19 protein-coding genes and 1 pseudogene are annotated in these 23,763 nt (G+C 57.2%); 14 read left to right on the forward strand and 6 right to left on the reverse strand.

Annotated elements, in window-relative coordinates:
• The first annotated feature begins 58 nt into the window (after positions 1-58).
• The 4 genes and pseudogenes from fghA to AF337_RS39490 all read left to right on the forward strand — a co-directional run.
• The gene (gene fghA, locus AF337_RS02475) at positions 59-895 is read left to right on the forward strand and encodes an S-formylglutathione hydrolase (RefSeq protein ID WP_049730902.1); all 837 of its coding nucleotides are present in this window, start codon (positions 59-61) and stop codon (positions 893-895) included.
• A 55-nt stretch (positions 896-950) separates the two neighbouring features.
• Positions 951-1,520, forward strand: coding sequence for an S-(hydroxymethyl)glutathione synthase (gene gfa / locus AF337_RS02480; protein ID WP_049730903.1), 570 nt, complete (start codon positions 951-953; stop codon positions 1,518-1,520).
• A 463-nt stretch (positions 1,521-1,983) separates the two neighbouring features.
• Entirely contained in the window at positions 1,984-2,220 is a 237-nt protein-coding gene (locus AF337_RS02485; RefSeq protein WP_049730904.1) for a BrnA antitoxin family protein, read from the forward strand.
• Between the two features lie 81 nt (positions 2,221-2,301).
• Positions 2,302-2,397, forward strand: a pseudogene (locus AF337_RS39490) (ATP-binding protein); the annotation flags it as partial.
• 603 nt (positions 2,398-3,000) lie between these two features.
• Here the strand turns inward: AF337_RS39490 and AF337_RS02490 are convergent.
• The 4 genes from AF337_RS02490 to AF337_RS02505 are packed head-to-tail and all read right to left on the reverse strand — an operon-like array spanning position 3,001 to position 7,494.
• Entirely contained in the window at positions 3,001-3,870 is an 870-nt protein-coding gene (locus AF337_RS02490) for a carbohydrate ABC transporter permease (RefSeq protein WP_049730905.1), read from the reverse strand.
• A 12-nt stretch (positions 3,871-3,882) separates the two neighbouring features.
• Positions 3,883-4,872 (reverse strand): carbohydrate ABC transporter permease, encoded by a 990-nt coding sequence (locus AF337_RS02495; protein WP_049730906.1) that lies wholly within the window; start codon positions 4,870-4,872, stop codon positions 3,883-3,885.
• Positions 4,869-6,347: an extracellular solute-binding protein gene (locus tag AF337_RS02500; protein ID WP_049730907.1), complete on the reverse strand. Its 1,479-nt coding sequence runs from the start codon at positions 6,345-6,347 to the stop codon at positions 4,869-4,871. The genes AF337_RS02495 and AF337_RS02500 overlap by 4 nt, the downstream gene beginning before the upstream one ends.
• A 16-nt stretch (positions 6,348-6,363) precedes the next feature.
• Positions 6,364-7,494 carry an ABC transporter ATP-binding protein gene (locus AF337_RS02505; RefSeq protein WP_049730908.1) on the reverse strand — a complete coding sequence of 377 codons (1,131 nt, stop codon included), beginning with the start codon at positions 7,492-7,494 and terminating at the stop codon, positions 6,364-6,366.
• Positions 7,495-8,124: 630 nt separating this feature from the next.
• Between AF337_RS02505 and gloA the strand changes: the two genes are divergently transcribed.
• The 3 genes from gloA (at position 8,125) to AF337_RS02525 (ending at position 11,122) form a co-directional block, all read left to right on the forward strand.
• Positions 8,125-8,535 carry a lactoylglutathione lyase gene (gene gloA / locus AF337_RS02515; RefSeq protein WP_049730910.1) on the forward strand — a complete coding sequence of 137 codons (411 nt, stop codon included), beginning with the start codon at positions 8,125-8,127 and terminating at the stop codon, positions 8,533-8,535.
• 69 nt (positions 8,536-8,604) lie between these two features.
• A complete protein-coding gene (locus AF337_RS02520) occupies positions 8,605-9,558 on the forward strand; it encodes a C-terminal binding protein (RefSeq protein ID WP_049730911.1) in 954 nt (317 codons plus the stop codon).
• Positions 9,559-9,712: 154 nt separating this feature from the next.
• Positions 9,713-11,122, forward strand: a complete 1,410-nt coding sequence (locus AF337_RS02525; RefSeq protein ID WP_049730912.1) for an FAD-binding oxidoreductase — start codon at positions 9,713-9,715, stop codon at positions 11,120-11,122.
• Positions 11,123-11,345: 223 nt separating this feature from the next.
• Here AF337_RS02525 and AF337_RS02530 read toward each other — a convergent pair whose 3' ends face one another.
• Positions 11,346-11,774: a hypothetical protein gene (locus AF337_RS02530; protein ID WP_049730913.1), complete on the reverse strand. Its 429-nt coding sequence runs from the start codon at positions 11,772-11,774 to the stop codon at positions 11,346-11,348.
• A 3-nt stretch (positions 11,775-11,777) separates the two neighbouring features.
• Entirely contained in the window at positions 11,778-13,436 is a 1,659-nt protein-coding gene (locus AF337_RS02535) for a GMC family oxidoreductase (protein WP_049730914.1), read from the reverse strand.
• Positions 13,437-13,829: 393 nt separating this feature from the next.
• On the opposite strand from AF337_RS02535, the gene AF337_RS02540 reads away from it, so the two are divergent.
• The 7 genes from AF337_RS02540 to AF337_RS02570 all read left to right on the forward strand — a co-directional run bounded on the left by AF337_RS02540 (position 13,830) and on the right by AF337_RS02570 (position 23,409).
• On the forward strand, positions 13,830-15,182 hold the full coding sequence (locus AF337_RS02540; RefSeq protein WP_049730915.1) for an aspartate aminotransferase family protein: 1,353 nt from the start codon (positions 13,830-13,832) through the stop codon (positions 15,180-15,182).
• Between the two features lie 81 nt (positions 15,183-15,263).
• The gene (locus AF337_RS02545) at positions 15,264-17,339 is read left to right on the forward strand and encodes a hydantoinase/oxoprolinase family protein (RefSeq protein WP_049730916.1); all 2,076 of its coding nucleotides are present in this window, start codon (positions 15,264-15,266) and stop codon (positions 17,337-17,339) included.
• A gap of 109 nt (positions 17,340-17,448) precedes the next feature.
• Entirely contained in the window at positions 17,449-19,188 is a 1,740-nt protein-coding gene (locus tag AF337_RS02550; RefSeq protein ID WP_049730917.1) for a hydantoinase B/oxoprolinase family protein, read from the forward strand.
• Between the two features lie 50 nt (positions 19,189-19,238).
• A complete protein-coding gene (locus AF337_RS02555; RefSeq protein ID WP_049730918.1) occupies positions 19,239-19,658 on the forward strand; it encodes a nuclear transport factor 2 family protein in 420 nt (139 codons plus the stop codon).
• Between the two features lie 76 nt (positions 19,659-19,734).
• Positions 19,735-21,321 (forward strand): GMC family oxidoreductase, encoded by a 1,587-nt coding sequence (locus tag AF337_RS02560; RefSeq protein ID WP_049730919.1) that lies wholly within the window; start codon positions 19,735-19,737, stop codon positions 21,319-21,321.
• A gap of 102 nt (positions 21,322-21,423) precedes the next feature.
• Positions 21,424-22,302: a fumarylacetoacetate hydrolase family protein gene (locus tag AF337_RS02565; protein ID WP_049730920.1), complete on the forward strand. Its 879-nt coding sequence runs from the start codon at positions 21,424-21,426 to the stop codon at positions 22,300-22,302.
• Between the two features lie 168 nt (positions 22,303-22,470).
• The gene (locus AF337_RS02570; protein WP_049730921.1) at positions 22,471-23,409 is read left to right on the forward strand and encodes a MurR/RpiR family transcriptional regulator; all 939 of its coding nucleotides are present in this window, start codon (positions 22,471-22,473) and stop codon (positions 23,407-23,409) included.
• The last annotated feature ends 354 nt before the right edge of the window (positions 23,410-23,763 follow it).

Raw genomic sequence — 23,763 nt, forward strand, 5'->3', positions numbered from 1 at the left:
GGGCTTCGACATGATGCACAAGGGTGAAAGCATCCGCGGCGTGGTGGTCTACTGAGCCATGAAAACCATCTCGACCGACAAGTCTTACGGCGGCACTCAGGGCGTCTACGTCAGCCGCTCCGAGGCCTGCGACTGCGACATGACCTTTGCGGTATACGTGCCGCCGCAGGCGGCCGAGGGCAATTGCCCGGTGCTGTGGTATCTGTCCGGCCTGACCTGCACCCATGCCAATGTCATGGACAAGGGCGAGTATCGGCGGCTAGCCGCCGAACTCGGACTGATCGTCGTCTGCCCGGATACCAGCCCTCGCGGCGATCACGTTCCGGATGAATCCGACAATTGGCAGTTCGGCAAGGGCGCCGGCTTTTATGTCGACGCCACCGAGCCGCCGTTTTCGGCGAATTATCGCATGTACAGCTACATCGCTGACGAGCTGCCGCGCCTCCTTGCCGCGGAGTTCCCCGCCGACATGGAGCGCCAGGGGATCTTCGGCCACTCGATGGGCGGACACGGCGCGATCACCATCGCGCTCAAGAACCCGGACCGCTTCCGGAGCTGCTCGGCCCTTGCGCCGATCAGCCATCCCTCGGTCTCCGGCTGGTCGAAACCGGCATTGCGGAAATACCTCGGAGCCGACGAAAAGACCTGGCGGGCCTATGATGCCTGCGCGCTGATCGAAGACGGGCAGCGTTTCCCGGAACTGTTCGTCGACCAGGGCACGGCGGATAGCTTCCTGGAGGACGGCTTGCGTCCCGACGAGCTTCGGCAAGCCTGCGAAACGGCGGGCATTCCGATCAGGCTGCGCATGCAGGAAGGCTACGGCCACTCCTACTTTTTCATTTCGACCTTCATGGAGGACCATCTGCGCTGGCATGCGCAGAGGCTGGGAAATTGATTGCAGGGCTCGGCCGGGCATAACGCAGACGGCCAAGGAGGGAAGGAGAACATCAATGAGCATAGCCATTCATCCGGCAGTGGATTCCGGCTTTCGAGCGACTGACGCCGCCTTTTCAGGCGGGACGCTGGTGTGCAAATGCACGAGCAACCCCGTGAAGGTCAGGATCAAGGGCGATATCGCCCACAATCACGCCTGCGGCTGCACCAAGTGCTGGAAGCCGGAGGGGGCTGCCTTTTCGGTCGTGGCGGTCGCTCCGACCGAGAGCGTCGAAGTCCTCGAGAACGGCAACAAGCTCGCCGTCGTCGATGCCGGGGCTTTGATCCAGCGCCACGCCTGCAAGGAATGCGGCGTGCATATGTACGGCCCGGTCGAGCGTGAACATGCGTTCCAGGGGTTGTCGTTCATCCATCCGGAGCGCTTCCAGGAAAGCGGCTGGGCGAAGCCCGGCTTTGCGGCCTTCGTCTCGTCGATCATCGAAAGCGGCTTCGATCCTGGCAAGATGGATGCCGTCAGAGCGCAGCTGAAGGCATCGGGCCTCGAGCCGTACGATTGCCTCAACCCCGGCCTGATGGACGCTATCGCCACCTGGACCGCCAAGAAGAGCGGCGTCCTCGCTGCTTGACGAGATCGACAAAGGCGCCTCGCCCACTATGGCGAGGCGCTCTTTGCCTTGCACCACGATACCGGTCGGCTTGACCTCCAGCCGTGGCTGCGATCTGTTTGATCTTATGGGCGGGCTGGAAGTCTCGTCCGTGTTCAAGAAACCAGCATCGGCACTATCACGACTGTTTTTCGGTCTGCTGAAGCGTAGAACATTCACAACATGATAATCGGCTACACATCGTGCGGCTCCGGAACGAGGCCCAGCTTTCCAATGCCTAACCAAGTCGTCTGGATTTCGTTTCCTCTAATGGTCAAGTGAGATTTGTGGTCGATACAACGCACTGCTGCAGGAGCGGTCGCTTTCTAAAACAGGGGTCGTTGCCATGACCGGAGCAGGTCAACGACCCGGAAGCGTCCCGGCGGACGATCAACCCTTTGAAATACTGCCTGACCGCGGAATAAGCGAACCATAGGAGAGAATCGTGACCAAAACCCCACGCCGCCCAGCCAATGCGCTTGATGCCGCGGAAGCCTTGTTCAAACCCGCCAAAAAAGTCGCCGCCGCACCGCCCGTCGCGCGGCCGGCGCTGCCGAACGTCAAGGAGCAGGTCATTCTGAAGCTCGACAGCGACGTGCTCGTCCATTTTCAGGAGGATGGCCCGGGCTGGCAGGACCGCATCAATGACGTGCTGCGCGCCGCCATGAGGAACGATCGCTGAGCGGTCATACGACCGCTGCTTCTCTGCGTTATCGTCGATTGGTTCAGCCGTCGGGTGCTGTCGTGGCGGCTGTCGATCACGATGACGACCGCGCTTCTGGACCGTCTCACCCACCACTGCGAGATCGTCGAAACCGGAAACGAATCTTGGCGCTTTAAGAACCGCTCTCAAAGCTAAAGCCGAAGACGATCATCACCCGCACTTGGCCTACCCTCTGCAACCCCCGTCCAGCGCCGGGCAGGCCAAGCGCTGATGTACAGCATATGGGGGCGTCAAAATTGGATGCCGATAAGGGGTGAGTTTTGGACGCCGATTTACAGACACCTTCGCCGCTGTGAGAATTCGGCGCTATTCTGTTCGAATCTTGTTGGGGCTCTTGGTGTATTTGCGGACGAGCATTGACACACGTTCCCGATTTGACCGTGACCGGGGCGACATTGAGGTAAACGGGTAGGATGCTCCGGTGGTCGCGCCCGCTGCCCCGGTTGCCACGATCGTGATCGCTTCGGGTCGCTTGATATTATGATGAGTGCATCGTCGGGAAATGCTTTGCATTGTTTGTTGGTGAGCTGCCTTGAAGGTCGGTTCCCGCGAGACGAAGGTCGTAGATGGCCGGAGCCTGCGCAAGGGCGCTTCAAGGAAAACGACTGCGAGGCCTCTCGAGCAAGCCGCAACGACGCGCGCCCGCATTGGATCAGCTGGAAGATCTGATTCAGCTTGAAGAAGATAACAAGAGACTTCGGAAAATCCTCCGCGGCGCATCTCCTAAACGTTGCGTAGTCACTTTACCGCACCCCCTAGGGCAAAACCCGCTTTGAACTGGCGTGACATCCCCAGGAACAGAATGATTACAGGTAACGAATAAACGATGGAATAAGCGGCTATGACGCCGTAGTCGATCGAGTTCGAACCCATGAACCCAAAAAGATGAACAGGTGCGGGTTGGTCGGCCAGACTGTTGATGAGGACCACTGGTAAAAGGAAGTTACCCCAAGCATTCACAAAGCCAAAGATTGCCGCCGACGCCAGGCCCGGCTTCGTCAACGGAAAAATCACTCGGAACAGGATCTGCAGGGTGTTGGCTTGCTCAAGCGCTGCCGCTTCTTCCAATTCCGGCGGTACGGCGTCGATGAAATTCTTCAACTGGTAGATCTGGAAAGGGATCGCCGTCACGCCCAGCAACACACCCGTTGGTATAATGGACAACCAACCCAGTGTCGCGAACATTTTGTAAACCGGCACGATCAATATCGAAATCGGAACACCCGAAAGAAAAAGAATCGTGAGCAAGATCGGGTTTTTGAACGGTATGTTGTGCTTGGAGAAGACGTACGCAGCAACGAAGGCTGCCGCAGTCCCGATGACCGTAGCGATGACGGAAAGCAACAAGCTGTTGCCAAACGCCAAGAGATTTTCAACCTGTACTGCGACCCAGTAATGCTCCGCAGTTAGGTCGGGGATCCTTAGCTGGTTTGTCGCGCCATGATCGACCGATGCAAGAACCATCCATAGCATCGGCAAGGAAAAGAATGCCGCCAACACGAGTGCTGTCAAATTGCTGACAATCCTCTGGGTGGTGATCGTGCTGGGCCGGTTCGGCTTCCCCCCTCGCGGCGGCGTTGGCATAGGATCGACGTAAACTGTCTGCATCGAAGTCGCCTTTTACTTTGGATCAATGGATACGGGCTCATCTTGCCGGCGGGTTTTGGTCGCCCAGACGAACATGCCTCCCAGCAAGGCGGAAAGCAGCACCATGACATTGCCCAGGAGGGCGGCATAGCCAAGGTTATGGAATTTGAAGCCCTGTTGGTATGTATAGACCGGGAGGATGTTGGTATCGTTTCCTGGTCCGCCCCCGGTCATGAGATAGATCAGAGTGAAGTTGCCGAAGGTCATCAGCATCATCAAGAGCGCACAGGTAACGATCGTCGGTTTCAGTAGTGGAAGCGTTATTCTCATCAGCGACTGAAGCGGAGTGCAGCCTTCGAGTTGTGCCGCTTCCATCAAGTCTCCCGGTATGTTGCGAAGCGCGGCCGAAAACATTGTCATCGCAAGTCCTGCCAACGACCAGGCGTTGGCCGTCGAAACGACCAGCATGGCGTTTTGATATAGAATATCGAGCCGGGAATTACCCACCATGATGGCGATTAAGCCGGATTGCGTGCTCGTCGCCAGCCACAGAAAAGCGATCGTTGTCGGGGGGAGTGTCCAGGCCAGTATCGCGGCGGCACTAGCGATCCAACGAACCGGCGCTATGCAATTCTGCAGGGCAAGCGCCAAGATAAGCCCGAGCAGGGTCGTCGCCACGGCACCGGAGCCGACGACAAAAACGACCGTCAGCCACAGAGACTTGTAAAAGACCGCGTCGCCCAGCAAAAACGCAACATTGGTGAAGCCGGTAAAACGGTAGTTGATGGCATGGATGCCAATCAACTGAAGATTCGTGAAGCCGAGATAGATCGCATAGATCACCGGCCCGAGGAAAAACGCGCCGAGAAGCAGTGCCGCCGGTGAAAGAAGGAAGAAAGACATCGGGTTCACACGCGGCTGATCAAGTCGCGTATGTCTGGCTGCATCCGAGCTTGCGGCGTTCTGAGGGCCAGTTTGATAAACTGGCCCTCCGACGGCGCTTGAGGCGCGCTTTGATGTCAAGGCAGGGTCTCCAGGTTCTCTTCGCCCACTTGGGTTGCCATGTAGGATCGCAGAATGTTGACACCTTCATCGATCGTGGTTTCCGGCTTCAGCACCATTGCCTGGGTGGCCTGCTGGAACGCGTTGCCCCAAATCGGGAATTCAGGTTGTGACGGCATACTCCGCGAGGTCGAGCTCAAATCAGCGAACGCTTTCTGAAAAGGTTCCTGTGTTAGCGACAGATAAGACTTGTCGGTCTTGAGCGATGCTGTCGCGGGAACCACGGGAACCCACGCCGCGATGTTCAGCAGGTTTTCCGTCGCCTGCATGATCTCTATTGCGGACCAAGCCAGCTTGGGGTCCGAGGTGTCCTTGGACATCGACAATACGACGCCATTGAAACTCGCCCCGATGCCAGGTTGTTGGCCTTCAGCCGTCGGTATTTCGCTGAAACCGATCGTCCTTTCCTTATCGTCCCAGCAAGGCGCGCAAATGTCTTTGCCCCAAAAAATCGGGATCCAGTTGCCGGCAAAGGTAATCCCGAATTTGTGATCATGAAGCGCCTCGGCTGGATGGGTCGCCCCATTGGGGTCCATGATCTGCGAAGTGGGCGCAAGAAGGCCTTCAGCGGCAGCCGTCTTGTAGAAGTTCAGGACTTCGCGGATGCCCTTGCTGTCGACCACCCATTTTTTTGTTTCCGGATCGTAGATCGTCGGATTGCTAGAGGCCGAAAGAAGCAAGCCAGGTCCCGCGACGACGCCGAACGTTCCCTGCGCGGTTCCAGTGATCACGTAGAGGGGCGAAGCATCCGGCGATGTCTTCTTGATAGCACGGGCACCATCCAGGATGTCCTTCCAGGATTTGGGCTTCCAGTCCTTCGGCAGTCCGGCCTTCTCCGTCAGTGTTCGGTCAAACAAGATGCCATAGGTGTTTATCCCCTGTGCCACCGAGTAGATCTTGCCGTCGTATTTTCCAGACGCCTGTACAGGGCCGGGCGTGTCCTTCCACCAAGGCGCGTCCGCGACCTCGTCGTCAAGCGGTGAAAGAAGGTCGCTGCCTGCAAACTGACCAACGTTGATGTCGAAATATTGGACGATGTCGGGCTTGGTATCGGGCGAATTGTAAAGGAGGCTCAGTTTCGTGATGAAATCATCATAGGTTCCCGGGACGGGGATCAACTCCATTGTATCGCCGGGATGCTTCTTCTCGAATTCCGTCTTGACGTTGCCGAACCACTTTTGAGCAAGCTTGGGATCAGCGAACGTCCAGTTCAAACTGAACGCGACCTTCACCGTGGCAGCCTGGACGCCTTCGACAGATGCCGTTGCGAGACCCGTTAAGGCGAGGGCGGTTGGCAATGCAACATTGCGCAGTACTCGGTCAAATGACCTGCCGATTATTGACCAAAGCGGCGCCGATTGATGCACGGTCGCCAGATGACCGAATTGTTCATTTTCTTTCCTGCGGGATTTGCTTTCATTTAGGATATTGGGCATCAACTTATCTCCCAGTTTAGATTGCGTTCCACTTAGTTATTTTATTGGCGACGTCGCCTTTCAGGCTCTTGCCTGTTCCCCCATCGAAAAAATGCAGGTCTGAAGGATCAAAGACCAAGTCGACCGCGTCCCCTCGCTTTACAGGAGCAAAGCTCGGAAATTTGGAATTCACTAACGTTCCCTCTACATCGACCAGGACGAACGTATCGGACCCAGTTGTTTCGAGGGACGTCACAATGCCTGTGATTTTTTCCGTGCATCGTGAAGGCGCATCCTTCACCCATTGGATTTCGTCCGGCCGGATGCCTAGCTCGATCTTTTCCGGCAACCGGTCCGCAGCGAAATGGCCGCTCGCCATCGAAAAGGACGTACCGAAGCATTGCACGTTTACCCGGTCGCCTTCGGCATGCACCGTCGCCGGCAGGATGTTCATTCGGGGTGATCCGATGAACATACCGACAACCTTGTTGGCCGGCGCTCGGTAAAGCTCTGCTGGTGTCGCCACCTGGAGAATGCGACCGTGATCGAAAACCGCAATGCGATGGCCCATCGTCATCGCCTCGACCTGGTCATGTGTGACATAGACGGTCGTGACACCCAGCTGACGCTGCAAGTCGGCGATTTCGGTCCGCATGTGGGTTCTTAGGCTTGCATCGAGGTTCGAGAGCGGCTCATCGAGCAGGAAAATACGCGGACGGCGGATCATGGAGCGCGCAAGAGCGACACGTTGGCGTTGCCCTCCCGAAAGCTCACTTGGATAGCGGCTCAAGAGCGGCTCAAGCCCGACAAGCTTGGCAACTCCTTCAACTCGGGCGGCGATCTCCGCTTTGTTCTCGTGCCTAATCTGCGGCCCAAACGCAAGATTTTGACGGACCGACATATGCGGGTAGAGCGCGTAGCTTTGAAACACCATCGAAATGTTGCGGCGCCCAGGCGGTGTCAGGGTGACATCATCATGACCGAGCAGAATCTTCCCGTAGGTTGGCGTTTCCAGCCCGGCGAGCATCCTTAGCGTCGTCGTCTTCCCGCATCCGGATGGACCGACGAACACCATGAACTCACCATCTCTGATCTCAAGGTTGAGGTCTTCAATTGCGACATGCGTACCGAATTGCTTCCAGACATTTGCGAAAGTGACCGAAGTCATGAGCTCTCCTTCAGAGGGTCGACCTGTTGGTGATCCCGACTTACCGGTAGGCGTATTCGCCTCCGGTGCGCTTGAAGGCCATGACCCGCAAGATCGCATAAAGCGCGAGACCAACTTTTCTCACCCTTATTCCCCTTTGTTGTTAAATCGAGTGAACACTATGATCCAGATACATGTCAAGAGGATCATGTGATCCAATTTGGTGTTTCTTTGTGAAGCAAGCAGCCAGTCTGCACTTCTGCCGTTTTCAATTTCTCCATCCATCGCCGATCGGGTGCGGCCCCGTGGCTGCTTATTGCGGCGTCCATTGAGGAATGCCGCGGTTCCCTGCGCCACCATGGGCGAAAAGATAATGTGGATCACATGATCCTATTGACACACTTAAGGATCAAGTGTTCATTGTGGACAATGATTAACCGCGAGGGCCTCAGGTAAGAGGCGTCCTCCAGCAAGAGGCCCGACGCAATTCGTCTTCGCAAAGCACGGAGGAACTCTGGGTGGATTAACAGCCGGCGACGCGTTTTGGGCATCCACCGCGATTTCGCGACGGGGCGCTGCTCGCCACGAGTTAACGCCTTATGCGACCGATGAAGCGTCACCTTGTGATGCCAGACAGCAAAAGGAAGCGAAATGATCGAGCCTAAATTTCGGGTATTGCACACAATGGTGCGCGTCAAAGACCTCGACAAGTCCATAGACTTTTACACACGGCTGCTCGGAATGAAGCTGTTGCGCCGTCTGGAATATCCCGATGGGAAGTTCACTATCGCCTTTGTCGGTTACGGTCCCGAGGAGACACATGCTGTCCTGGAGCTTACCCATAACTGGGAGCAGGAGACTGCCTATGAGCTTGGAAATGGCTATGGCCACATCGCGCTCGGCGTCAGGAACATCTACGACGTCTGTAACGAGCTTGCGGCAAATGGCGCCAAGATTCCACGACCGGCCGGCCCAATGAAGCACGGAACAACCGTGCTCGCCTTCGTGGAAGATCCCGATGGTTACAAGATTGAACTGATCGATCTCGACACATTGAACTGACATTGGTCGGCAAAACCGAGCAAAGACATGGCATCAAGATGCAATCGCCGAGTGCGGAGGATTATTGGCATGACTACGAACAATGAGACAGGAATTATCCTCGTTGCCCCCCATCGATTCCCAAACGTCGACCGCGAACGCGCGCTCGCCGAACACATGGGACGTGAGATTGTCGTCGCGGACGACCAGGCCTCGTTCCGCAGTCGCATGGCTGAGGCCGAAATCGTCATGGTCACGCCTTATGCCAAGATGACGGCAGAAGAATTTGGATTGCTGCAGCGTTGCAAGGCAGTCGTGCGATATGGTGTCGGCTACGACAACATCGATGTCGCGGCCGCCAATAAAGTCGGGGTGCCCGTGACAATCGTGCCGGACACGGCTTCAGAAGAAGTTGCCTCCCACGCCCTGGCCATGGGTTTGGCGCTCGCGCGGCGTATTCCCCAGGGGCACGCGGCGATTGGCGTGGGCCAGTGGGCAGGGACCATCGGCCTCGATACGCCCAAACTTTCCAACCTCCAGGTCGGCATTGTCGGTACTGGCCGGATCGGGCGGTTGGTTGCCACCTGGTGGGCGGCGATCGGCGCCAAAGTGCATGCTTTCGACCCAATCTCGACATTCGAGGGCGTTACCGCCGCCTCGCTGAAGCAGGTGCTTGAAGAGTCGGATGTCGTCTCGTTGCACCTGCCGCTGACGGATGAGACGCGTCACTTGATTTCCGACGAAGTCCTCAAGCGCATGCGGCGCAACGCGGTGATCGTGAATGTCTCGCGAGGCGGGTTGATCGACGAAGAGGCACTGGCTGCGGCCCTTCACGCCGGAACAATCGCCGGCGCAGGCCTGGATACTTTTGCGCAGGAACCGCTGCCGGCAGGCCATCCACTACGAGAAGCACCTAATACGCTGTTCACGCCCCATGTTGCCTGGCGTTCCACGACGTCACTGGGTGCGTTACAAGAGCAGGCAGTCGAGAGGGCGCGACGCGCCCTGCAAGGAGAGCCTCTTCCGGATCTTGTCACCCGATGACGTGCTGAAAACTCGCACGGACTGACGATACGATTGCGTGCCGTGACCTGCGCAGGTGTGAGCCAAGCGTAAGTTATGGCTAGAGGCTGTTCGTCGCACCTAATCAGCGCAGCCCGGTTCGTGGATCAGACGCAGTGGTAAGGATAGGAAGACGATGCACAATCTCGAACACGCGCTTTTGGAACTGCCGCAGGACCTGATAACAAGGGATCAGGATATCCTGTCGTCTTACCTCACCGACTTTCGCCGACAGTACACGGGACGAACCCCTGCTTTGCTGCGCCCGCGCAATACGGCCGATGTCCAGACGATCGTCCGCGTTTGCGCAAAGCATAGTGTCGCCATCGTGCCACAGGGCGGAAATACCAGCTACTGTGCCGCCGCCACCCCAAGCGCAGATGGGGACGAGTTGCTGATCAGTCTGGAGAGGATGACGAGGTTGCGTGATCTCGACAATGAGAACCTCTCCGTGACCGTCGATGCCGGAATGATACTTGCAGACTTGCAGCGCGCCGCCGACGAAGCAGGCCTGTTGTTGCCCCTTGCCCTGGGCTCACAGCAATCGTGTCGTATCGGTGGCAACTTGTCGACCAATGCGGGTGGAATCAATGTTTTGCGATATGGAATGACGCGAGAACTGGTGCTTGGATTGGAAGCGGTATTGCCCGATGGCTCGCTCTACAGTGAGTTGGCTCCGCTTCGCAAAAACAATTCCGGTTACGACGTCAAGCAGCTCTTTATCGGTGCGGAAGGGACGCTAGGCTTCATTACTGGGGTTACTCTGAAGCTCATGAGAAAGCCAAGCCAGACAGTCACGGCGTTCTTGGCGATCAGACATATCGCCTCTCTCGCGTCAATCCTGAGCGCTGCTCAAGTCCAAACCGGGGAGGCGATTAGCTCGTTCGAATACATCTCATGCACGTCACTGAACCTCCTTTTCAGTGCCAAAAACAATCTGCGCCATCCCCTGCGGGAAGAAAGCGAGCACTACGTCATTCTGGAGGCGACGACTGTATCGCCTGTTCTGAATTTCGAGGAGTGTATGAGCGCTCTTCTCGGCGAACTCTATGAGGCCGGTTTGATCGTTGATGCGACAATCGCGGCCAGCCAGCAGCAACGAGCCGCCCTATGGTATCTACGTGAGAACATACCTGAGGCGGAGGTTCATCACGGCGGTTCCATTAAACACGACATCGCGGTACGAACCTCCAGAGTGTCGGATTTCGTTGAGGCCGCGTCTTGTCTTGTTCAGGACAGGTGGCCGGGCGCCATCCTGTCGGTCTACGGTCACGTCGGTGACGGCAACGTCCATTTCAACATTGTCGCGCCGCCTGGGGTGGATATGGGTGATTTCCGGCGAAGGGTTGAAGAAGAGATCTCTCCTGAAATCTACCGTCTGGTCTATGACATGGGCGGGACATTCAGCGCTGAGTACGGAATTGGGCGCGTGAAACTCGGTCTTCTTCTCCGCTACGGTGCTGAAGGCAAGCTTGATGTCATGAGGCGCATCAAGTCGTCAGTCGATCCACACGGGCTTTTCAATCCTGGAAAAGTCCTTCCTTGAATGCATAGCCGCTCATCGACACAGACGAGTTTAAGGCGCGGCGCATGTTTACGCCGGAGCGTTAAGGCAGACGGGTTTCGCCGGCGCTGCAGTCGAATCGAAGCCATGATCGTCGCGCCGCCTGCAAAGGCGGCGCTCCCCGACACCATCCAAGATCGACTCTCAAGGTTCGAGCCGAACACCGCCTTTCGGAAACATCGCGACGCGGGTAGCAATGGCAAGTCTACAGCGGCTCCGGCACGTCCAGATAGACGGCGCCTCTTTCTTGAACCCGCTCGACTGTTTCCATGATTTCGTCATAGTCCGGCGTCTCGTAAAGAGCTTCCTGGCCTGGATATCGCAGCTTTCCTATGACCGCCTCGTCGAGAAAATAGGCACCGGCAATCAGAAAGCTGATCACATAGAAGTCGTCACCGCCAAGCGCGCGGATCGCCTCCAGAGGGCTAGGCGGTGGGTTTTCCGGGAGCCGGGCCAGCGCCCTAAAGAAGGAGGGGGCCATGTCCTCGCGTTCTTTCAATGCTCGGGGCAACAAGCGCTCGAAGATGCCCGCTTCACTTGCCGACGGCATGGCATGATCATGATCCGTAGGGATCAGCGCATCAGCAACCCATTCGATCTTGGATTGCAGGTGACGGATGTCATGGGTTGTCATGGCTCAATATCCAACCTTTCGTGCTTCAACAGTTTGGCTGACCGGCTGGGAACGCCGGTTTGCAATAATGGCCTCCGCGTTTCGCAATGCGAGCGCAGTGACGGTTCCCGTCGGATTGACCGCACCAGAGGTCGGCATCACGCTGCCGTCCATGACGAAGAGGTTGGGAACGTCGTGCGACCGGCCGAACCCGTCGACGACGGAATTGGTGGCGTCGTCGCCCATGCGCGCCGTTCCGAGAATATGCCAGCCCGTTTCGCGCATGAGCGGTGTTCCCGAGACTTCGTAGGCGCCTGCTTCCTTCATCGATTCTGTCGCGCGCAACACGTTATAGTCCAAAAGATCCAATGTGTTCTGCGAGGCTTTGTATTTCACCTTGACCGCTGGCATGCCCTCGGCGTCGGTTACGTCCGGATCAAGCACCACCATGTTTTCCTCACTTGGTAAATCCTCGGCCATGATTCCCCAATATGCGGAGCGGCCGAAGCGTTTTCTGACCGTTTCGTGGAAATTTTCGCCCCAGACATTCCCACCGCTTCCCCACGGCCAACTGCCAACCGTCGCGAGCGGACCGCCCATTCCCATAAGCTGCCACTTTGCGCCGCGGTAGAAATTGGTATCCTTGCGGGTCTCGGCGAATTCCAGTGAATATGCGCGTTGACCGTATGGGCCCTGCCAGTTCTCGAAGAAATCGTCGAAAAGCCCCGTGACCGTCCCATAGGGATGCATCATGAGCCTCTTTCCGACCATGCCCGACGAGTTTCCCAGACCGTGTGGGTTCTGAGTGGACGCAGAGTTCAAAAGAAGTCTCGGCGTGCCTATCCCGTTTGCGGAGACGATCACCAGACGACCCGGCTGGAAATGTGTGGCTCCGCTCTCCCGATCGATATAGGTAACGCCGTTCGCGAGCCCGTCGGCCCCTGTTTCGACGCGCAGCACGCGCGCGTTTTGAATAAGCTTCACACCAAGCTTGATACAGGCAGGCCAGTGCGTGCGATCTACCGATGCCTTGGCGCCGTCGAAACAACCCCATGTGCATGCACCGCGGCGAACGCAAGGATGCAGGCCGTTGTGCTTGACCGTCGCAATCGAATTGCTACCGGGCCACCAATGCCAGCCGAGGCGATCGTGCGCCGCGGAAAACTTACGATCCATTGCAGTCATCGGAAATGGAGGCAGCGGAATGTCAAAGCCCGGCGGGTAGGCAGGGTCGCCCCCGACGCCGGAAACCGCGAAGTCGTTTTCAACGCGGGCATAGAAAGGTTCGAGCTCAGCATAGCTTAAAGGCCAATCGTCAGCAATTCCGTCGACGGTTCGGACCCGGAAGTCACTTGGCTTCAATCGATGCCAAGCGGCTGCATAAAGAACCGAACTTCCCCCAACGCCGTTCCACATCAACGGCTCAATGTCTGAATCCTTCACATCGATCGGATAATCGGAAGGGTCCTTGCGGCGATTTGGGTTCGTCGCGAAATGCTGATTTTTCGTAAGCTCGAATTCAAGTCCGGAGTGGCGGAGTTTGGTGTAGTCGGGGTAACTGCCCTGTTCCAGACAGACGACCGACATACCTTCTTCCGCCAATCGTTTTGCGGCTACGGCGCCAGACGGGCCAGCGCCCACAATTACAACGTCATAAACCGCCGCTTGGCTTTCATTGGTCATCTTATCCACTCCTGGTAAAGCTATCGGTTGGTGTTCGAGCGGCGATTGGAGATGTTCGTGGCTCAAGATCAGCCCTTCCCGGATTATGCTTACGGGCCTGCGTAGCTCTCATCTTCACGGCTAGGGATCTAGCGCCGAAGAACTATCCTCAGTTCGAACTCCTCCTAGTCAATCAACATCATGATCCAATGAGATGTCAAGCGGATCAACTGATCCAAAGCAAGATTCTGACCTGTTGCCTTCCTGCAGGCGAGGATTCGCTCGCCTCTTTTTTTTAAAGGTTGGCAACACGCGTGTTCATGAACCAAACGAACATGGATCACATGATCCTGTTGACAGCAGATTGGATCATAGTGTTTAGTGCGCCAAGCTCAGGTGTGGATGGAGAACACTATGAAACTCGATCAGGTGCGCAGCAACGAACCGGCTTCGGCCGTCGGCAATGGGTCCAAGGCGGCCTATCTGCGTGAACGCAACGTCGTTCCGGGTGGCTCGATGCGCGCGGCGTCATGGTTTCAACCTCATCCGCCATATGCCGCTCGTGGTGAAGGGTGCTGGGTCATCGACCTGGACGAGCGCCGCCTGCTCGATTGCGCCAACAACTTTTTCTCGCTCATCCATGGCCACGCCTATGAGCCCGTTCTGGATGCGGTCCGTCAGGCCATGACGAAGGGGACGGCGTTCGGAATGCCGACAGAGAGCGAAATCCTCCTTGCTGAAGCCCTCGCGGCACGGAGCCCGCGTATGGAGCAGACCCGTTTCTGCAACTCGGGCACCGAGGCAGTGCTTGCCGCAATCAAGGGAGCACGGGGTCTGACGGGGCGCCAGAAAATTGCCAAGTTTGAGGGTTGCTACCACGGTGCCTATGATTGGATCGAAGTCAGTCTTGATCCGACGCCGGCCAACTGGGATGACAAGAACGGCAATCCTGCATCTGTCCGCTGCAATGCAGGTACACCCGATAGCGTGTTGAACGAAGTGGTCGTGCTTCCTTATGATGATCCCCAGCGCTGCGCCGACATCCTGCGCCGGGAAGGGCCTACGCTTGCCGCGGTCATCGTCGATCCGCATGCCTCACGCGCCGGCACAGTTCCCATGTCACGGGAGACGACGTCGGTAATCCAGGAAGCGTGCCGTCGTGACGGCATCATCCTCATCGCCGACGAGGTGATCAGCTTCCGTCTCACCTATGAGGGCGCGTCTCCGATCTTTGGCCTCGAACCGGATTTGATCACCACGGCAAAGATCATCGGCGGTGGTTTGCCAATTGGGGCAGTCTCCGGACGTGCAGAGCTGATGGCGGTCTTTGATCATTCTGGCGGAAAGCCAAAGGTGTCCATGGGCGGTACGTTCAGTGCAAATCCACTGAGCATGGCTGCCGGGCTCGTCTCGCTCGAACACTATTCAAGGCAAGAGGTGGAGCGGCTCAACGCACTCGGCGACACACTACGCCAGAAGATTCGCAAGGGCATCGCAGACGCTGGCGTTGCTGCGACGGTGACCGGACTGGGCTCGCTTTTCCGCCTCCACGTCGGCCCGGGCCCTGTTACCGGCTATCGAAGTGCATTTCCGACCCCCGAGGCTGCAAAGCTTATCCGCAAGATCCAAATGGCAATGCTGGACGAGAACATCCTTCTGACGCCGAATTGCTCCGGCGCACTGTCGAGCCCGATGACCGAGGTCGAGGTTTCCCTGATCGCCGATAAGCTGGTTGACGTCGTCAGACGGGAGCTCAGTGCTCAGTAGGACAACCGGTCCTGGCGAAGTGCGCTGCAGTCTCGGATAACAAGGATAAATGAGGGTGAATCAAGGATGAGTGGACAACCGATGTTAATTGCACCTTACCGCGTCGGAGTTGATATCGGCGGTACATTTACCGACCTCGTCGTGGTTGATTCCGTGGGCGCCGTGCGCGCGTTCAAGGCTCCCTCGGTCCCATCCGATCCGACGGAAGGCGTTCTTTCCGCAATTCGGCTGGCGGCAACAGCCTTGTCGACCGACGTTGAAACGTTCCTCTCGAATACGGAACTTTTCGTGCACGGTTCGACCATCGCAACCAATACGCTGCTGGAAAAAAAGGGGGCGAAAGTCGGCCTCCTGGTAACCGACGGCTTCCGCGACTCGCTGGAAATCCGCCGTTCGATGCGTGAATTCGTCTGGGATCACCGAAAGCCCTTCCCCGAAGTGTTGGTTCCTCGCTACCTTCGGCTGCCCGTCGTTGAACGACTGGAACAGGATGGAACGGTCAGGATACCCTTCGAGCCGGGTTCGGTCGCAGCTGCTGCACGTGTCTTCGAAGAAGAAGGCGTGGAGGCGGTTGCGATCTGTTTCCTGCATTCATATGCCAATTCCGCTCATGAGAGGGCCGCGAAAGCTGAGCTCAACAGGCTGCTCCCCGACGTCTGGGTGACGGCGTCGTCTGAGATTGCACCGACGATCGGCGAATATGAGCGTACGTCGACGACCGTCGTCAACGCTTACGTCGCGCGACGGGTTGTTCCCTATCTTGAAAGCCTTTCAAATCGCTTGTCGTCGCTCGGGCTCAAACGCAAACTCTTGATGATCCAGTCGAATGGCGGAGCCATTTCCATCGACGAAATAGGACATGCGCCTGCAAGCCTGGTGTTGTCCGGACCCGCTGCTGGCGTGGGCTCGCTGAAGTTCTTCGGTCAAGACACCGGGTCGGAACGGCTGATGTCGATCGAGATCGGTGGAACGAGCTGCGATGTCACGCTCATGGAACACGGAATGGTGTCAATGACCGACCAGATCGTGGTCGATGGCTATCACCTGAACATCCCATCCGTCGATATTCACACCGTCGGCGCTGGTGGCGGCACAATCGCGTCGGTAGATGGCGCGGGCTTGTTAAAAGCTGGACCGGAGGGCGCAGGCTCAACTCCAGGCCCGGCAGCCTATGGTCGCGGCGGTAGCCGCCCGACCGTGACCGATGCTCAGCTCGTGCTCGGAAGACTCAAGCCTGGCCCCTATGCCGGCGGGGTCATCACGCTGAGCCTGGAAAAAGCTGTCGAGGCCATTGAGACCCATGTCGCAAAGCCTCTCGGCCTCAGTGTCACCGATGCAGCGGCCGGTATCATTCAACTCGTCGAACAGAATATCCTTCACGCGGTCGAGCAGGCTTCGCTCGAGAAGGGATATAATCCGAGAGCTTTTACCCTTGTCGCGTGTGGCGGTGCAGGCCCTCTGCATGGCCCGTCGACTGCGCGCCTGCTGGGGTGTTCTAGCCTCTATATCCCGCGACTGGCGGGTGTGTTCTGCGCATTCGGAATGTGTAACTCTGACCTGCGTCACGACTACGTGAAAAGCTGGCTCCACGATCTCGACGTTGTTGAGAGCTCGGGGCCTGATATCCTCGAAGCAGCCTTTGTCAAAATGCAGGGGGAAGCGCTCGAGGTCCTGACGCGTGAAGGTTTCACCGGTGATAAAGCGGTCCTCAAACGGGGTTACGACCTCCGTTATTTTGGTCAGCAATGGACTATCCCGGTCGAATGCTCGGCAACAGATGCGGCAACCATTCGGGCGGCATTTGAGCAGGTTTACCAGCGCCTTTTCGGCTACGTGCAGCCCGCAGGTTCGATCGAGATCGTGAACCTTCGACTGGCTGCGATCGGCAAGCTGGACGCTTTGCAGATTGCCGTAGCGGCGGCGCTCGTGTCGGATCCAGTCCCGATCTCGCGTCGGCCGGTCTGGATCGGTAAGCAATCGGGATTTGTCGACACACCCGTTTACGATGGAACCGTCTTGACCGCAGGCCAGCGACTGATCGGTCCTGCCATCATCGAGGAAGCAACCACCACGCTCATCCTGGGGTCCGGTGACAAGCTGACGATGACCGACGCAGGCAACTACCATGTTGATATTCTGGAGGAGGAAGCTGCATGAAAAGCACAGCCCTCCCGAATTCAACTTGCCCGTCGCAGGATATTATTGGCCGCAGGCCGGTCGCTCAGCGAAGCGGACTGCATTTTGCAAGAGTTGACGAGGTCAAACCATGAGCACAGTCATGTCTTCCGAGTACGATCCGGTTCTCATCGCAATTCTGCAACGGCAGTTGGACCACATCAGCCTGCAGATGGGCACCATCATGACCCGGACCGCACGCAGTCCGATCTTCAGCCAGAGCCATGATTTCTCTTGCTTCCTTAGCAATGCGGATGGAGAGACGATCGCTCAGGCGGACGGTCTTCCGATCCATTCCGGGAGCGGTGGATTTGCCGTTCGCGCCGTCTTGCGGGACTTTTCCGGGCGGATCGACCCCGAAGATGTTTTCATTTTGAGCGATCCATATGCCGCTGGCGGCAACCACCTGCCGGACTGGACGCTTATTCGCCCGGTTTTTGTGGATGGGGAGATGGTCGGCTTTTGTAGCAACCGCGCTCATCAGTCCGATATCGGCGGTGGCGCCGCGGGGACCTACAATGCCAAGGCAACGGAGATCTTCCATGAGGGGATTCGCCTGCCGGTTCTCAAACTGATCGAGAAAGGACATCTGAGAGACGATCTCTGGCGGATGTTACTCCTCAACTCGCGCTGCCCAGACCTTCTGGAAGGTGACCTTGGCGCGATGATCGGCTCAACACGCATCGGCGGACAACGTTTGGCCGACGTCATTGCCCAACTCGGCGTGAAGAAGGGCCGCGCCTATCTCGACGCACTTCTCGACTATGGCGAGCGCCGTATGCGTCAGGCGATCGCGGAACTTCCAAACGGTGTCTGGCACGCGTCCGACTTCAGCGATACCGACTGCTTTGACCTCGTCGATATCGAAACCCGGATCACGATGACGATCGACGACGACACGATCACGTTCGATTTCACAGGGACGTCGCCGCAGATCAAAGGCTTCAAGAACAGCGGTATCGCTAACACCCATTCCGCTGTCTACTGCGCCCTGTCGGCCTTCCTCGACCCTGCTATTCCCCACAACGAAGGCACTTATCGTTGCGTCAATATCATTGCGCCGGAGGGATCGGTCGTGAATGCATTGCCGCCGGCGCCGATGACGATGAACACGGTCTTTCCAGCCATCGACATTATGAATGCTTGTTGGGGCGCATTGGCCCAGGCCGATCCCGAACGCGCCTGCGCCGGTTGGGGCAAGTCGGTGTTCGGTATCTCCTCCGGCAAGAAACCAGATGGAAACGTCTTTGTCCTCTACCACTGGCACGGCAGTTCCGGTGGTGGCGCGGTTAAGGGCCGTGACGGTTTCGCGACTTCCAGCCATCAGATGACGCTCGGCGGGATGTTCATCCCGAACGTTGAGACGTACGAACAGTCCTATCCAATCCGCGTTCATCGCTACGAGATGCGGAGCGATACCGGCGGCGCCGGCGAATATCGCGGCGGAACCGGCGTCGACTACGTCGTTGACGTCCTGGCGGGCGGCGAGCATTTGCTGCGAGGAGAAGGCGCGCGCAAGAAGACTGCGGCAGGTGTGAATGGCGGGCATTGGGGCGAAAAAGGATCAATCAGGGCTTTCGACCTGGAAACGGGCGATGAACTTTACTGCCCTCCCTATGGCGTCGAGGCGGTGAAGCCCTTCCATTTGGTGATCGAGGCAACTGCCGGCGGCGGCTGGGGCCATCCGCATCGCCGCGATCCCGCATTTGTGCTCCGTGATGTGCGCGATGGTGTCGTTTCACGTCAGGCGGCAAAGGATATCTACGGTGTCGAAATCTCTTCCGATGGAAAATCTATTCTTTCGACCGAGGCCAGACAACAGTCAGTGTGATCGACCGGGGTGTGAAACGAACGGCCGTACCATCAGCAAGGAGAACCAATATGGCTAAGAAACGCGCGAAGGATATTCTGCGGGAGTATCATGACGCTTGGTCAAGCGGCGATGTGGAAAAGGGATGCAGCTATTACGGCGACAATCTTGTCGTCCACATGGGAGGCAAGCACCCTGTTCTGTCCCGTGATTTCCATGGTGCAAAAGGTTTCATCGAGGGTTGGGTTAACAAGGTTGCTGACTATACCGACAAGTGGATCGTGGGAGGCGAGGCGGGACATGACGAGCTGATCTGCGAGTCTGATGACGCCATTGTCATCATGGTGCACGAGATTTGGACCCGTGGTGATAAAGAAGTCCGCACCGACCGCATAGCGGCCTACCGTTTTGAAAACGAGCAGATCGTCGAATGCTGGTTCTGCGACATGCGCCAGGCGGAAGTCGACGCCTTCTTTTCAGGCATCCAATGACTATAGGACAGGATTGAGGGCGCGCTGGCAGGTCCAGAGCGTTCTTTATGCAGCTCAAGCAGATTAGGACTGTGCTATGCCCGATTTTATCGTGGTGGGGGGAGGCTCAGCTGGATGCGCCATCGCGGGCCGGCTGAGCGAGGATTCCGATGTGACCGTCACGCTGTTTGAGGCCGGGCCTCGCGACAGCAACCTATGGATCCGGTTTCCGGTCACATTCTATAAGTCGTTCAAAAGCAATCTTCTCAATTGGTACAAGGTCGAGAAGCTCAAACACCAGAACGACACGGAGCCGAAAGTCGGGCAGGCGCGCGTTCTTGGCGGAGGTAGCTCGCTTAACGCGATGATTTACATGCGCGGTGCGCCTTCGGATTTCGATCGCTGGGTCGACCACGGTGCGGATGGATGGGGCTATAAGGATGTCCTGCCATACTTTCGCAAGGCCGAGAATAACGAAGTCTATTCCAACGACGTCCATGGTCAGGACGGCCCACTTAGCGTCTCAAACCAACAGTATACGCTGCCGCTGACCAAGGCTTGGGTGAAGGCATGCCAGGAGGCGGGGATTCCCTATAACCCCGACTTCAATTCCGGCCAATTGCAGGGGGCCGGACTGTATCAGTTGACGACAAAGAATGGCCGGCGATGCAGCTCTGCTGACGCCTATCTCCGTCCGGCGCGCAAGCGGCGCAACCTCAATATCGTGACCGACAAGCAGGTTACGAAGATCATTGTTGAGAATGGTCGCGCCGTCGGTGTTCAATATGTTGAAAATGGTCGCCTCCAGACAATGCGCGCCGACCGTGAGGTCGTGGTCTCATCTGGTGCGGTCGGCTCGCCGAGACTGCTGATGCTATCGGGGATCGGCCCGGCCGCGGAACTGCAGAAGGCCGGCGTTCAGGTTGTCCACGACCTTCCTGGTGTTGGACAAAACCTGCAGGACCATACCGATTGTTTCCTGATCTACAATCTGAAGTCGGACACGAGCTATGACAAATATAAAAAGCTGAGGTGGCAGATCGCCGCCGCAGCTGAATACGCCCTCTTCGGATCCGGACCCATTACGTCGAACATCTGCGAGGGTGGCGCATTCTGGTGGGGCGACAAATCGGATCCGACCCCGGACCTTCAATATCACTTTCTCGCCGGTGCCGGCATCGAAGAAGGTGTCGAAACGACGGAAAGCGGTAATGGATGTACGTTGAACGTTTATGCCTGCCGGCCGAAATCACGTGGGCGGATCGCCCTGCGCTCGGCGGACCCGAATGTGCCGCCGCTCGTCGACCCCAACTATCTCAGCGATCCATACGACGTTGATCGCATTATCGATGGCATTAAGCTTGGGCAGGAGATCATGGAGCAGCCGGCGATGAAGAAATTTGTCGCTGGGTCCCATTTGCCCTCGAAACCGCTTCGGACACGCACGGAACTCGAGACTTTCGTGAGGACATACACTCAGGGAGCGTATCATCTCAGTGGCGCCTGCAAGATCGGCAGGGATCCGATGGCGGTGGTTGATACGCAGTTGCGCGTTCATGGCATAGACGGTCTTCGGGTGGCGGACACATCCGTCATGCCCTTTGTGTCTTCGAGCAACCTCAACGCTCCAGCCATCATGATCGGGGAGCGTGCTGCCGACTTCATCAAAGGAAACAGGATCTGAGCCTCGCGTCTGCTTCCTTGGCGATGGACATCGTGTGTATTTCAGCCGTCCGGTCGCCATCAACTTCGAACACTAAAGCACCGACCAGGTGCGGGAGGAATAATGAAACTCGTTAGTTTTGAATCGGCCGGTTCTTGGAACGCAGGCCTGTTGATAGACACATCGATCTTCGACATCAGCGCGCTTCTGCACGGTAGCGGTTCGAAGCCGGTATTGTCAGTTCGTCAGTTGCTGGCCGATTATGGCGATAAACTCCCCGAGCTGGCAGCACAGCTTGCGGCGGCGGTCAAAAGCAATCCTGGCGCTCGCGCCGGCTCTCTCGACGAACTGCGGCTCGGCCCGCCCATTACCGACCCCCAGAAAGTCCTTTGCATCGGTCTCAATTACAACGACCATGTTGCCGAAACGGGCAGGGCGCTACCTACACATCCTGACATTTTTGCGAAGTTCGCGAGCTCTCTCATCGGACCGTTCGACGAGATCGCCTGCTCCAAGATCACCGACAATCTCGACTTTGAAGGCGAGCTCGCGATTGTGATTGGCAAGGAGTGCCGCTCGGTCACGGCTGAGCAAGCCCTGGAATATGTCGCCGGTGTCACTGTCCTCAATGACATCACGGCACGCGACCTTCAATATCGCGGAACGCAATGGCTTGCAGGCAAGGCCGTTGACGGTTCCACGCCCGTAGGCCCGGCGATTGTGACCCTGGACGAAATCGGAGATATGCAAAATCTCGATATCCGCACCAGGGTTAACGGTCAGCAGGTTCAATCCTCCAATACGCATCTAATGATCTTCCCGATCCGACAGCTGGTGAGTTACATCTCCTATTTTCTCTCGCTTGCCCCCGGAGACATCATCACGACCGGTACTCCGCAGGGCATCGGGGCCAAACGGCAGCCGCCAATGTGGCTGAAGCCTGGTGATACGGTCGAAGTTGAACTTGAGAAAGTCGGCGTTTTGCGCAACGTAGTGCGCTGACGAACATCTGGTTGCGGTGGGTTAACGCCTCATCCATATATTCGCGGGCAGGCTATGTACCTGAGGTGATCTTCGCAATTCGTGAAGTATCTGACCTCTCGCAACGGGCCCAAAGATAGGAAGTGTCGACAGAAGGTGCCGCAACCACCGATGTTCGAGAGAGGATCCATGACAAGGCCAGAATTGATTGAGCAGATCAAATCGATTTGCGTTGACCTCTCCGGGCAAATGGTTGACGGGGCTCATTATGTCATCAACAATGCCGACGAAATTCCGTTCTACTCGATGCGGGAAATCGCCCGACGAGCCAACGTGCAGCCCGTCAATCTTGTTCGCCTCGCTCAGAAGCTGGGGCTGAACGGGTATAAGGATCTGCGACAGCAGTTCATCGATACGACACCGGAAAGGCCCCAGCGCGATCGCCTGTCATTACATCGCAATGAGGCCAGTGCTCGCACGCTTATCGCCGAAATGGGCAAAAGTTCAGGACTGAAAGCCTTCGTCGACTCTTTTTTCGAGACGGAACAGGCCGTCGTCACACAAGCAAGAGCCCATCTGTCGGAGGAACAGCTTGAGAAAGCCGTTGAACTTCTGGCGCATGCTCCGAAAGTTTATGTGATGGGCCGGCGGACCGCCTTTAGCCCTGCCTATACGCTCGCTTACACGCTCCAGAAGGCTCGACCCAACATTGTCCTCCTGGATGGTCCCGGCGGAGCTCCGGAGGGTGCGTTGGATGATATCAGGCCCGGAGACGCTTTCGTTGCTGTGACCTTTGCGCCATTTAACCGCCTTGTGCACAGGATGGCCGAAAAGGCAGCGCTTTCCGGAGCGACGCTGGTCGCGATCACCGATAGCTTTGCTGCGCCCATCAGCAAGCTGGCAGGTTCTTTGCACTTTGTCGCCCAATCGTCTGGACGGGCATTTCCAGAATCCACGCTGGGGGCGATAGCAATCGTCAATATCCTGGCGGCGTTGACGATCAGCAAGCTAGGGGAGGTCGCGGAACACCGAATCCGCGACAACGAACGCTTTCTGGTTAATTCCGGCGAATATCTTCTTTCGGGAACCGCTAAGACTTCACGGCGTAAAAAGGTGGCCGAAGCATAGGGGGCGCTAGCGGTCAGCTCTCTTAGGTCCGTTTGACGACGACAGCGATGCAAGCAAGGGCAGGCTGCATCGCTCGAGTTCGCGTGTGGTCTGCGGAAGAGGCGGCGCTCGGGTCGAGTCGGGATCATATGATCCTCTTGACAGAGATCTGGATCATATGCGATTTACAATCTTATAGGCGGATCGATCGCCTCCCGTCTTCCTTGAGCACGGTAGATTTGTCAGGTCGTTGATCTGAAGCGACGCTGCCGGCTCTCTCGGTTTACAACCGCTATGCTGCTAATGAGGAGACAAGTTCCATGAAGATTCTCGTGCCCGTCAAGCGCGTCGTCGACTACAACGTGAAGATCCGGG

Source organism: Rhizobium ecuadorense, from assembly GCF_001187535.1.
GTDB lineage: Bacteria > Pseudomonadota > Alphaproteobacteria > Rhizobiales > Rhizobiaceae > Rhizobium > Rhizobium ecuadorense.